9 protein-coding genes and 1 riboswitch are annotated in these 11,761 nt (G+C 65.3%); of the genes, 5 read left to right on the top strand and 4 right to left on the bottom strand.

The window, feature by feature from the left end:
• Positions 1-86 precede the first annotated feature (86 nt).
• Positions 87-2,246, top strand: a complete 2,160-nt coding sequence (locus D0T21_RS30065) for a CehA/McbA family metallohydrolase (RefSeq protein ID WP_116993669.1) — start codon at positions 87-89, stop codon at positions 2,244-2,246.
• A gap of 3 nt (positions 2,247-2,249) precedes the next feature.
• Here D0T21_RS30065 and D0T21_RS30060 read toward each other — a convergent pair whose 3' ends face one another.
• Both D0T21_RS30060 and D0T21_RS30055 read right to left on the bottom strand, forming a co-directional pair.
• Complete coding sequence (locus D0T21_RS30060; RefSeq protein ID WP_116993668.1) at positions 2,250-2,495, bottom strand: PEP-CTERM sorting domain-containing protein; 246 nt, start codon at positions 2,493-2,495, stop codon at positions 2,250-2,252.
• A gap of 108 nt (positions 2,496-2,603) precedes the next feature.
• Positions 2,604-3,179 (bottom strand): TMEM165/GDT1 family protein, encoded by a 576-nt coding sequence (locus tag D0T21_RS30055; protein WP_116993667.1) that lies wholly within the window; start codon positions 3,177-3,179, stop codon positions 2,604-2,606.
• Positions 3,180-3,189: 10 nt separating this feature from the next.
• Positions 3,190-3,373: riboswitch (yybP-ykoY riboswitch) on the bottom strand.
• A 90-nt stretch (positions 3,374-3,463) separates the two neighbouring features.
• On the opposite strand from D0T21_RS30055, the gene D0T21_RS30050 reads away from it, so the two are divergent.
• Positions 3,464-5,308, top strand: a complete 1,845-nt coding sequence (locus D0T21_RS30050) for a M1 family metallopeptidase (protein ID WP_116993666.1) — start codon at positions 3,464-3,466, stop codon at positions 5,306-5,308.
• Between the two features lie 2 nt (positions 5,309-5,310).
• Complete coding sequence (locus D0T21_RS30045) at positions 5,311-6,909, top strand: serine hydrolase (RefSeq protein ID WP_116993665.1); 1,599 nt, start codon at positions 5,311-5,313, stop codon at positions 6,907-6,909.
• Between the two features lie 7 nt (positions 6,910-6,916).
• On the opposite strand, the gene D0T21_RS30040 is transcribed toward D0T21_RS30045, so the two are convergent.
• Positions 6,917-8,647, bottom strand: coding sequence for a diguanylate cyclase (locus D0T21_RS30040; protein WP_116993664.1), 1,731 nt, complete (start codon positions 8,645-8,647; stop codon positions 6,917-6,919).
• Positions 8,648-8,848: 201 nt separating this feature from the next.
• On the opposite strand from D0T21_RS30040, the gene panD reads away from it, so the two are divergent.
• On the top strand, positions 8,849-9,205 hold the full coding sequence (panD, locus tag D0T21_RS30035) for an aspartate 1-decarboxylase (protein ID WP_116993687.1): 357 nt from the start codon (positions 8,849-8,851) through the stop codon (positions 9,203-9,205).
• Between the two features lie 95 nt (positions 9,206-9,300).
• On the opposite strand, the gene D0T21_RS30030 is transcribed toward panD, so the two are convergent.
• The gene (locus D0T21_RS30030) at positions 9,301-9,924 is read right to left on the bottom strand and encodes a Crp/Fnr family transcriptional regulator (protein ID WP_229211700.1); all 624 of its coding nucleotides are present in this window, start codon (positions 9,922-9,924) and stop codon (positions 9,301-9,303) included.
• A 210-nt stretch (positions 9,925-10,134) separates the two neighbouring features.
• Here D0T21_RS30030 and D0T21_RS30025 point away from each other — a divergent pair, with 210 nt between their 5' ends.
• Positions 10,135-11,757: a methyl-accepting chemotaxis protein gene (locus tag D0T21_RS30025; protein WP_116993662.1), complete on the top strand. Its 1,623-nt coding sequence runs from the start codon at positions 10,135-10,137 to the stop codon at positions 11,755-11,757.
• Positions 11,758-11,761 lie beyond the last annotated feature (4 nt).

Here is an 11,761-nt window from a genome sequence, read left to right as displayed (position 1 = left end):
CCAAGTAAATTCGAATTGGTTCGTCATCTTCCTGTCATGCATAGTTGCCAGAATTTTGGATCCCCAACCGCAGAGAGAAAGAAGTGATGAACAAATCTAAGATGCTGTCCCGGCTCGCGATGATGTTGATTTTGTCTTCCGGCGTCATTGGCGCGGTCCACGCGTCCAAGGCCGACCACCATGAGTTCGAGGCCACGCTGCACGCGCCGTTCGCCGCCGACGGCGCCGACCAGGAACGGCCGGAAGCCCGTACCTTCAAGCTCGCCTTCGACTTCCCCCTGCTGGAGCGCGAGCAGGACGTGCAGTGGCGCCTGGAGCTGGTCAGCCCCGACGGCGTGGTGGTGCAGCAGTGGCAGGGCGTGCAGCGCATCGGCGGCAAGCCGGTCGACGTCAGCATCGCATGGGACGGCCGCGCCGACGGTTTGATCCTGACCGATGGCGTCTACCTGGCGCGCATGCAGGCCGTCACCGGCGGCGAGACGGTAGAACAAAGCTGGGACATCTCGGTGGGCCACAATCCGGCGCAGGTCATGCCGGCCTTCAAGGCGCTGCCGACATCGGCCACGCCGGTGCGTGCTGCCGCGCGCGCGAATGGCCGCGTGGTGCAGGGCGCCGTCGCCGCGACCGCGTCGCTGCCTTACACCGTCTACCTCGGCAACCTGCATAGCCAGACCAACCACAGCGACGGCGGCGGCCCGCTGGGCAGCTGCACCGGCGCGCAGGCGCCGCAAAGCGCTGCGCTGGGACCGGCCGACGCCTACCAGTACGCGATGAACAAGGGCCTCGATTTCCTGATGGCCTCCGAACACAATCACATGTACGACGGTTCCGACAGCACCAATGCCTCGGCCGATCCGGCCGTGGCCAAGGCGCTGTTCCAGTCCGGCCTGACCGCCGCCGCCAACTTCAACAGCGCGCACGCCAGCTTCCTCGGCATGTATGGGCTGGAGTGGGGCGTCATCAACAACGGCGGCCATATGAACATCTTCAACACCACCGAGCTGCTGGGGTGGGAGAGCAATGGCAGCGGCCAGCTGATCGCCGACACGCTGACGCCGAAGAACGACTACGCCGCGCTGTACACGCTGATGCGCCAGCGCGGCTACGTGGGCCAGTTCAACCATCCGGAAGCGTCGGGCCAGTTCCTGGTCAACGGCACGGCGCTGGGCTACACCGCCGACGGCGATCAAGCGATGGCGCTGTGCGAAGTGCTCAACACCTCGGCCTTCTCGACCAACACCAGCGAGACCGAGACCGGCCGCAGCACCTATGAAGGCGCCTGCAACAAGGCGCTGGAGGCGGGCTACCACGTCGCCTTCTCCAGCGACCAGGATAACCACTGCGCCAACTGGGGTGCGTCCTACACCAACCGCACCGGCGTGCTGCTGCCGAACGGCACCCCGCTGACCACCGCCAGCATGATCGCCGCCATCAAGGCGCGCCGCGTGTTCGCCACCATGGACAAGACCTCGCAGCTGATCCTGACCGCCAACGGCCACATGATGGGCGAGCGCTTCACCAACAGCGGTGCGCTGAACCTGGTCGCCAACTTCGCCAGCAGCAGCGGCAAGACGGTATCGTCGGTGAAGATGTATGAGGGTGTTCCTGGCCGCAACGGCACGGTGACGCAGCTGTCGGCCACCGCCAGCACCACCATCACACCGGCCGTGGGCGAGCATTTCTACTACGCCAAGATCACCCAGAACGACGGCAACATCCTGTGGTCGGCGCCGGTGTGGGTCACGCAGGGCACCGGCGGCGGCACCACGCCGCCCGGCCCGACGGAGCTGATCGTCAACGGCGGCTTCGAGTCCGGCGCCGCCTCATGGACCGCCAGCGCCGCCGCCATCACGTCCGACACGGCGCAGGCCGCGCACGCCGGCAGCGGCAAGGCCAAGCTGGACGGCTACGGCAGCACCCATACCGACACGCTGTACCAGAGCGTGACGATACCGGCCAGCGCCACCAGCGCCAACCTGTCGTTCTGGCTGAAAGTGGTGTCCAGCGAGACCACCACCACCAGCGCCTACGATACGCTCAAGGTGCAGGTGCGCAGCAGTGCCAACGCCGTGCTGGCGACGCTGGCGACCTATTCGAATCTGAACAAGGGGAGCACGTACGTGCAGAAGAGTTTCGACCTGTCGGCCTACAAAGGGCAGACGGTGAGGATTTACTTCGAAGGCGTGGAAGGCACGATGGTGTCGACCGCCTTCCTGGTGGATGATGTCAGCCTGATCGCGCAGTAGGCGTTATTTGGTCCACGGCTGTTCGCGCTTCTTGCCGGTGCGCGCGAACAGCAGCAGCACTGCGATCCCGAGCAGCATCAGCTTGTAGCTCACCGGCTCAGGCACCGACACGATATTGGTTTTGCCTGCGGCCGGCTTGACCGCTTTGACGGTGCTGGTGGCCTGTGCGGCCACCGGCGCCGTCTCGGCGGCATAGGCCTGAACGCCCAACGCGGAGGCGCTCAATACCAGCGCCGCTATCGTACTCATCAATCGCATTCCTTGCCCCTGCCAGTAATGAAGTGACAAGTATAATAGATTGTTAATTCTTCTGCCTCCGTGCGGTAACACACGGAGTGGCGTAAAAAATCCTTGCCCTTACACGCCGAGGCTGGAACCTGCACCCAGCAGCGTAGCCACGCCCAACACGGCGAACACCAGCGCCGCGATGCCATGCACCAGTTTGAGCGAGACCCGGTTGGCGATCCTGTCGCCCAGGTAGACCGCCGGCACGTTGGCCAGCATCATGCCGAAGGTGGTGCCGCATACCACCGCCACCAGGCTGTCGTAGCGGGCCGCCAGCGCCACCGTGGCCACCTGCGTCTTGTCGCCCATCTCGGCGACGAAGAAGGCGATCAGCGTGGTCAGGAACACGCCGTACTTCGCCAGCGGCATGTCGTCCTCGTCGATCTTGTCCGGTACCAGCGTCCACGCGGCCATCGCCAGGAAGGATGCGCCCAGCACCCAGCGCAGGATGTCGGGGCCCAGCAGGCTGGTGATCCAGGTGCCGACGGCGGCGGCGAAGGCGTGGTTGGCGATGGTGGCGACGAAAATCGCGGCGACGATAGGCAGCGGACGGCGGAACTTGGCGGCCAGGCAGAAGGCGAGCAGTTGGGTTTTGTCGCCGATTTCAGCGAGGGCGACGATGCCGGTAGAGACGAGGAAGGCTTCCATGGGTTTGTATGTAGTACGCGGGCCGGAACGATTAACCAATGATCCAGGCGCGACTCCGGCCCATCATGGCCGCACCTCGATCATGGTCTCGTCAAGTTTTTCAACCACCTGCACCACGGTCTGCGGACCGATTATGTTGACACAGGTTCTTGCGCCGGGGAGGCGCAAGCCGACTACTCCCCACTTACGGCCCGAATGATAGCATAGGATCGCTGATGTACACATCGCCGATACATGGCTATGCTATTCTGCTTCGCGCTTCGGACCACATTGAAAAGACCACCATGCCTATCAAAAAACCACTGTCCGCGTTCGTCCTGTCGGCCCTGATGGCGCTGGGCGCCGCCCACGCCGATCCGCTGAGCTACGCGCGCTACGACCAGGTGCGCACCAGCGACCTGTATCTGGACCTGAAGGCCGACTTTGGCCACAAAACGCTGGCCGGCTACGCCGAACTGTCGCTGAACTGGATCGATCCGGCGGCCCGCACGCTGGTGCTGGACACGAACGAACTCAATATCGCCAAGGTGCAGGTGCTGAATCCGAACGGCCGCTGGAGCGCCGCCTCCTTCATGCTGGACAAGCCCGACGCCGAAAAGGGCAGGGCGCTGCGCATCGCGCTGTCGTTCCAGCCGCAGAAGGTGCGCGTGTACTACCGCACCGCGCCGTCGGCCGCCGCGCTGCAATGGATGTCGCCGCAGCAGACCATGTCCGGCAAGCGTCCGTTCATGTTCAGCCAGTCGGAGGAAATCAACGCCCGCTCGTGGGCGCCGGTGCAGGATACGCCGGCGGTGCGCTTCACCTACAGCGCCCGCATCGAAGCGCCAACCGGCATGCGGGTGGTGATGAGCGCCGAGAACGACCAGCAATCGACCGGCGCCGGCGGCTGGAAATTCAAGATGGCGCAGCCGATTCCGTCCTACCTGCTGGCGATCGCCATCGGCGAGATCGACGTGCGCAACCTCGGCCCGCGCTCCGCCGTCTACGCCGAACCGGCGCGCATCGAGGCCGCCGCCTACGAGCTGGCCGACACCGAGAAAATGATCAGCGCCGCCGAAGGCCTGTATGGCCCGTACCGGTGGGAGCGTTACGACATGATCGTGCTGCCGCCGTCGTTCCCGATCGGCGGCATGGAAAATCCGCGCCTGACCTTCCTCACGCCGACCATGATCGCCGGCGACCGCAGCCTGGTCGACCTGATCGCGCATGAACTGGCGCACTCGTGGTCCGGCAACCTGGTGACCAACGCCTCGTGGAAGCACTTCTGGCTCAACGAAGGCTTCACCACCTACGTCACCACCCGCATCGTCGAGAAGCTGTACGGCGAAGAAGTGGCGGAGATGAACCTGCAAGTGGAGCAGGAAGAGGCGCTGGCGTCGCTGCCTTCGATCCCTGCGGCCAAGCAGGCCTTGGTCACGCGCGACGCCGACACCAGCTCCGCCAGCTACACCGACAGCGGCCTGGTTTATCCGAAGGGCGCGTGGCTGCTGCGCACCCTGGAGCAGCGCGCCGGCCGCGAGGTGTTCGATCCCTTCCTGCGCGGCTGGTTCGACCAGCACGCGTTCAAGTCCGCCACCACCGACGAATTCGTGGTCTACCTGAAGAAGAACCTGCTGGACGCGCATCCTGAAGTGATGGCGCCGGCGGAGCTGGACGAGTGGCTGTACGGCGCCGGCATTCCGGCCAGCGCCAAGCACGCGGCCTCGCCGCGCCTGGCCGCGCTGGATGCGCAGAGCACGGCGTGGCTGAAGGGCGAGCTGCCGACCAAAGACTTGAACGGCAAGAACTGGATCGCGCTGGAATGGATGCACTTCCTGAACGATATCGACGGCAAGGCCAACGCCACGCAGCTGCGGGAGCTGGACCAGGCCTTCGCGCTGGGCAAGAGCGGCAACAACGAAATCGCCTACCGCTTCTACCTGGCCTCGATCAAGGCCGGCTACAACGTGCGCGAACCGCTCACCACCTTCCTGATGAGCGTGGGCCGCCAGAAGTTCGTGGTGCCGCTGTACACCGCGCTGCTGAAAAATCCGGGCGACCGGGAATGGGCCAAGTCGGTCTATGCCCAGGCGCGCGAGCACTATCATCCGGTCACCCAGGGCTCGGTCGATAAACAATTTAAAAAATAACGATGCTGAAAATCTCTCGTACTTTTTATCACGCTTCCACCGCCGCACTGCTGGTGCTGGCAGTGTCCGTCCCGGCGCTGGCCGCCGCGCCGGCCTACAACCTCGATGCCGACGTCAACCTGGCGCTGAAAACCTTCGACGTCCCCGGCATGGCGATCGCCATCGTCAAGGACGGCAAGGTCATCGCCGCCAACGGCTACGGCGTGCGCAAGCTGGGCGACCCGACGCCGGTGGACGGCAAGACGCTGTTCGAAGTAGCCTCCAACTCCAAGGCCTTCACCGCCGCCGCGCTGGCGATGCTGGTCGACGAGGGCAAGATCGCCTGGGACGATCCGGTCACCAAACACCTGCCGGACTTCCAGATGTTCGACTCCTACGTCACCGGCGCGATGACGGTGCGCGACCTGCTGACGCACCGCAGCGGCCTGGGTCTGGGCGCGGGCGACCTGCTGTGGTGGCCGACCACCAATTTCAGCACCGATGAAATCATCGCCAAGCTACGCTACGTGAAGCCGGCCACCAGCTTCCGCAACAGCTACGCCTACGACAACCTGCTCTACATCGTGGCCGGCAAGATCATCGCCGCCAAGGCGGGCAAGCCGTGGGGCGCGGCGATCCAGGAGCGCATCCTGGCGCCGCTGGCCATGAACGGCACCAAGACCAGCGTGGCCGACATGCTGGCCACGTCCGACTACTCGGCACCGCACAGCAAGATCAACGACAAGGCGGCGGTGGTCAAGCCGATGCCGGTGGAGAACGCGGTGGGCGCGGTCGGCATCAACACCAACGCCGAAGACATCGCGCGCTGGATGACGATGCTGCTGGGCGGCGGCAAGCTGGAAAACGGCACGCAGCTGATCAGCGCCAAGCAGCTGGCCGAGTTGTGGTCCGAGCAGACGCCGATGCGCATCCGCGAACCGAAACCGGCGCTGGCCGCGACCAAGCCTAACTTCTCGGCCTATGGCCTGGGCTTCAGCCTGCGCGACTACAAGGGCCGCAAGATCGCCATGCACGGCGGCGCGCTGCAGGGCTTTTATTCGACGGTGCTGATGGTGCCGGAAGAGAAGCTGGGCATCGCCATCCTGACCAACGCCGAGAACAGCCCGGCGATGGCGTCGCTGTACTGGCGCATCCTGGACCAGTACCTGAACGTGCCGGCCAGCGACTGGATCAAGCTGTACGCCGACCAGGAAGCGGCGGCCCACAAGGAGGAGCTGGAGCGCCAGGGCAAAGAGGTCGGCGCGCGCACCGCCAGGTCGACGCCGTCGCTGCCGCTGGCCTCCTACGACGGCGAGTATGAAGACCCGTGGTACGGCAAGGTGACGATACGCGCCGAGGGCAAGAAGCACCTCATGAGCTTCACCCGCACGCCGGACCTGACGGGGGAGCTGGAGCACTTCCAGCACGACACCTTCATCGTCCGCTGGAAGGAGCGCAACTTCAACGCCGATGCCTACGTGACGTTCGCGCTGAATCCGGACGCCAGCATCGAGCGCATGAAGATGGCGCCGGTGTCGATGGAGACCGATTTCAGCTACGACTTCCGCGACCTGAATTTCACGCCGGTGAAACCGTCCAAGTCCGACCAGGCCACGAAGTAAGTCAGGCCTAGAGCTGGCTCTCGACCCGGTTGCGGCCGTTGTGCTTGGCGCGGTAGAGCGCCAGGTCGGCGGCGTGGAACAGGTCGTCGAGCGCCGCGTGCGGGCCGTGCGCCACGGCCACGCCGAAGCTGGCCGTCACCCGCAGGATATGGCCGTCGGACAGCGTCAGCGGCTCGTGCGCGATCGCCTCCCGCAGCCGCTCGGCCAGCGCGCGCGCCGCCTCCAGCCCGCAGAAGGTGGGCATCACCACGAATTCCTCGCCGCCGTAGCGCGCCACGATCTCGCCGTCGCGCAGGCTGTCGCGCACCACGTCGGCGATGCGTATCAACACCTGGTCGCCGGCGTCGTGGCCGTAGGAGTCGTTGACCGACTTGAAGTGGTCGACGTCGAACAGGATCACCGCCAGCGATTCATTGCGCTCGCTGGCGCCGCGCAGGCGCAGGTTGCCGGCCGCCGTGAAGGCGCGCCGGTTCAGGATGCCCGTCAGGTAGTCGGTGTCGGCGCGCACCTTGAGTTCCTCGATCAGGCGCACCCGTTCCTGCTCCAGCCGCTGGCGGTCCATGCTGTTGGCGCGCAGTGTCGCCAGCGCGCGCAGCATGTCGCCGATTTCGTCGTCGCGCCGGGCGCCGCTGGGCGGCAGCGAGAAGTCGCCGTTGCCCAGCCGGACCACCGCGCGCGTGGCGCGCAGCAGCGGCACCACCACCCGCCGCCGCAGGATCAGCAACAGCAAGGTCAGGGCCAGCAGGATGGCGGCGCCCACCAGCAGGGCCAGCATCAGTTCATGCCGTGCGGCCTGGAAGTCGCGCAGCGCCTGCGCCTGTGCTTCCTGCAGCAGCACGTCGCGCAGCGCCAGGATGGGCGCCATGCAGGGCACGTAGCGTTGCGCGAACTGGCCGGTGTCCATGCCGTAGGCGCGGCCCGCGCGGCTGGCCTGCTCGACCTCGGCCACCAGCCGCTGGCCGGCGTCGAAATACACTTGGTCCATGCGCGCCACCGCCGCCAGCACGCGCGGCTCGGTGTCGATGTCGCCGCTGGGGATCTTGATCAGCTGGCGCAGCTGCTCGATGCGGCCGCGCAGGAACTGCAGGCGTTCGTGGTCGCTCTCGGTCAGTGGCCGGGCGGACGCCAGCGGCACCGTCAGCGCCGAGCCGAGGCGGCCGGCGAACTCGCGCAGTTCGACCGTCAGGCGGGCTTTGGTCAGGATGCGGCCGATGCGGGGATAGACTTGTTCGGAGGCGCGGGTGTAGCCGGTCACCGCGTCCAGCGCCAGCGGCACCAGCTGGAACATGCGTTCGACGGCGGCGGTCAGCCGTTCCGGCGTGCGCTGGGCCGGCGGCAGCGCGGCTAGCTGGTCCACCATCTGGCGGGCCGCGGCCAGCGCCTCATACAGCGATGCCAGCGGCAGGGCGCCGGTCAGCTCGGTTGGAATCGGCTCGGCGGCCAGTTCGCGCCGCAGCTGCGCCAGCGCCTGGTCGGTGTCGGCGCGCGCGCGCAGCAGCCGTGCGCGGTAGATCGGATCGGCCGGCACATGGTCGCCCAGCACGGCGTTGACCGGACCGCGTTCGAAGGAGAGTTTTTCTGCGGCGATCATGGCGCGCTGCATCAGCTGCAGCGTGTGGTGGCCGCTGCCTGCGGCGCGGTAGTGCTCCCACTCGCCCCACAGCAGCCGCCCCAGCATGCCGCACACCAGTATCGCCAGCACGGCGCCGGTGAGGGCGAATAATCGGGTTAATCTCATTGCTGCCAACCTGCATTCCTATTTGCTAGCTGGCAATATGCCATAAAGCGTGGCTGCTGTGGTTGTTGGGGCGGGGGCGGCGGCGCGAAATGAGACGCGGTCGGCCGCTAATGGTAGGATGGCGCCCTCGCGTCACGGCAGGGTTGTTTGTTTTGATGCAAAGCTTAAATTTTTAATAATTGAGGGATGAAGAAGATGTCTATGCAACGAGTTATGCTGCGTTCCAAGCTGCACCGTGTGACGGTCACGCAGGCGGATTTGAATTACGAGGGTTCCTGCGGTATCGACCAGGATTTGCTGGACGCGGCCGATATCTGGGTCAACGAGAAGATTGAGCTGTACAACGTGAACAATGGCGAGCGTTTCGCCACCTACGCGATTCCAGGCCTGCGCGGCACCGGCGAGATTTCGCTGAACGGCGCCGCCGCCCGCCGCGCCCAGCTGGGCGACCTGCTGATCATCTGCACCTACGCGCCGATGAGCGAAGACCAGGCCCGCGACTACAAGCCGAAGGTCGTGTTCGTCGACGACAAGAACAAGATCAAAGGCATGAAGTAAAACCACGGGGTCAAGTCTGACATTCGGACACGAGCTCTGCCGTAACGCATGATTACGGCAGAGCTCGTGTCCGAATGTCAGACTTGACCCCGATTTTACTTGGACATCGCGCCGTCGTTGCGCAGCAGCTGCGACATGTACTGCGGCGTGATGCCGAGGAACGATGCCACCACCTTCTGCGAGATGCGCTGCTCCAGCCCCGGATACTCGCGGCGGAAGGCGCTCAGCCGTCCCTGCGCCGGCGAGGCGCTCAGGTAGCGGCGCCGGCTCTGGTCGATGATGCCGCGCTCCGATACCCTCAGATAGTAATCGCGCAACAGGTTGTTGCTGACCGCCAGCTTGCTGATCTCCAGCCAGTCCAGCCGGTAACCGTGCACCGCCGTCTCCGCCACCACGAAATTGAGCGCCGGCTCGTCCTCGCGCGCGCGCAGCAGGTCGTCGTGCGCGGCCGCCGGTTCGCCGTCGGTCAGGAAGTGCAGCGTCACCTCGTTGCCGGTCTCGGTGATGAAGCCGGTGCGCGCCACGCCGCTGTGCAGCCACACCACGCTGCTGGCCAGCGTGCCGATGCGCTGCAAATACTCGCCCTTGCGCACGCTCACCGGCACCGCCAGCGGCGCCAGCATGCGACTCACTTCGTCGTACATTTCAGGGGTGACTTTGTAGCGGCGGGCAACAATATCCCGGTACTTCGCTCTGTGTTCTAAGAATGCCTGGTTCATTTTTCGTGGTCGTTTTCATCCCGGCATGTAAATGGCCGTACATATCAGCCGGAAGTGTAAACGTTTTCTCAGTCCTTAACGCAATTTTTGTTGTGATTTGGAACGGAAAACGAAAATATATTTTAAACTTCAACTAGATGAATGGCGCGCCGGATTGGCGTTACCATAGACTTGCAGCAAGCCTACAATGCAAGCCTCTGGGAGACTGTCATGAAGATCACCGACCTCAGCATAGGACGGCGTTTGTCGCTTGGTTTTGCTGTCATTCTTGCGATTCTGATATTGAACACCGGGCTGGGAATCTACCGCCTGCAGGGAGTCGCGGCCTCGACCCGCGCCATGATGGAGCTGCCGCTGGCCAAGGAGCGCCTGATCGCCGACTGGTACCGCGTGGTGTTCGCCGGCATCCGCCGCACCACCGCCGTGGCCAAGAGCGCCGACCCGTCGCTGGCCACCTTCTTTGCCGAGGAGGCCAAGAACTCCACCGCCTACGCCCAGGGCCTGGTCAAGAAGATCGAGGAACTGGCCACCGACGACGACAAGGCGCTGATGGCCGACCTGGTCAACACCCGCAAGGCCTACGTCGTCGGGCGCGACGGCGTGATGAAAGCCAAGGCCGCCGGCGATGCCGACGAGGCCACGCGCCTGCTCGACAACGTCTACATCCCGGCCGCCAAGGTCTATGAAACCATGTTGCAGAAAATGCTGGAGCACCAGCGCAAGGAAATCGACGCCGCAGCGGCCCGCATCGACCAGGTGGCCCAGGACAGCCGCAACCTGCTGCTGGCGATGGCGGCGCTGGTGGTGGCCTTCAGCGTGGCGTTCGCCTGGTGGCTGACGGCCGGCATCACCCGCCCCATCAATGAAGCGGTGGCGCTGGCCGAATGCGTGGCCGGCGGCGACCTGGTCGACCACAGCGATCACGCCCTCAGCGGCTACAGCCAGGATGAGCCGGGCAAGCTGCTGCAGGCGCTGCACCGCATGTCGGGCGGACTGGTGCGCATCGTCACCGATGTGCGCAACGGCACGGACGCCATCACCACCGCCTCGTCGCAGATCGCCGCCGGCAACCTCGACCTGTCCTCGCGCACCGAGCAGCAAGCCAGCTCGCTGGAGGAAACCGCCTCGTCGATGGAGGAGCTGACCTCCACCGTCAAGCAGAACGCCGAGAACGCCCGCCAGGCCAACCAGCTGGCGGCCTCGGCTTCTGATGTCGCGCAGCGCGGCGGCGCCGTGGTGTCGGACGTGGTGCAGACCATGGCCTCGATCGACGCCTCGTCCAAGAAGATCGTCGACATCATCGGCGTCATTGATGGGATCGCGTTCCAGACCAATATCCTGGCCCTCAACGCGGCGGTGGAAGCGGCGCGCGCCGGCGAGCAGGGCCGCGGCTTCGCGGTGGTCGCCAGCGAGGTGCGCAACCTGGCGCAGCGCTCGGCCAGCGCGGCCAAGGAAATCAAGGCGCTGATCGATGATTCGGTCGGCAAGGTGGCGGCCGGCACGCGCCTGGTGGGCCAGGCGGGCAGCACGATGGAGGAGGTGGTGAGCAGCATCGGCCGCGTGACCGCGATCATGGCCGAGATCAGCAACGCCAGCGGCGAGCAGACCCATGGCATCGAGCAGATCAACAATTCAATTACGCAGATGGATCATGTGACGCAGCAGAACGCTGCGCTGGTGGAGCAGGCCGCCGCGGCGGCCGATGCGATGCAGGAGCAGGCGGCCAAGCTGGCCGACGCCGTCAGCATCTTCAAGCTGGGCGACGCCGCGCCGAAGCGGGCGGCGCTACCGGGGCGCGCCGTTGCGCGCCCCATGCTGGCACGAAGCCGTTGAAACC

Origin of the sequence: Duganella sp. BJB476 (assembly GCF_003416895.1) — a bacterium.
In the GTDB taxonomy this organism is placed as follows: Bacteria; Pseudomonadota; Gammaproteobacteria; order Burkholderiales; family Burkholderiaceae_D; genus Rugamonas.
This window is presented reverse-complemented; position numbering and strand designations above follow the sequence as displayed.

What these genes read in the sequence shown, in the direction of transcription:
- D0T21_RS30055 (WP_116993667.1), bottom strand. Translation starts at nt 3,179, where the DNA reads ATGGAAGCCTTCCTCGTCTCTACCGGCATCGTCGCCCTCGCTGAAATC.
- D0T21_RS30040 (WP_116993664.1), bottom strand. Translation starts at nt 8,647, where the DNA reads ATGAGATTAACCCGATTATTCGCCCTCACCGGCGCCGTGCTGGCGATA.
- D0T21_RS30025 (WP_116993662.1), top strand. Translation starts at nt 10,135, where the DNA reads ATGAAGATCACCGACCTCAGCATAGGACGGCGTTTGTCGCTTGGTTTT.
- D0T21_RS30050 (WP_116993666.1), top strand. Translation starts at nt 3,464, where the DNA reads ATGCCTATCAAAAAACCACTGTCCGCGTTCGTCCTGTCGGCCCTGATG.
- D0T21_RS30065 (WP_116993669.1), top strand. Translation starts at nt 87, where the DNA reads ATGAACAAATCTAAGATGCTGTCCCGGCTCGCGATGATGTTGATTTTG.
- D0T21_RS30045 (WP_116993665.1), top strand. Translation starts at nt 5,311, where the DNA reads ATGCTGAAAATCTCTCGTACTTTTTATCACGCTTCCACCGCCGCACTG.
- D0T21_RS30060 (WP_116993668.1), bottom strand. Translation starts at nt 2,495, where the DNA reads ATGAGTACGATAGCGGCGCTGGTATTGAGCGCCTCCGCGTTGGGCGTT.
- D0T21_RS30030 (WP_229211700.1), bottom strand. Translation starts at nt 9,924, where the DNA reads ATGAACCAGGCATTCTTAGAACACAGAGCGAAGTACCGGGATATTGTT.
- panD (WP_116993687.1), top strand. Translation starts at nt 8,849, where the DNA reads ATGCAACGAGTTATGCTGCGTTCCAAGCTGCACCGTGTGACGGTCACG.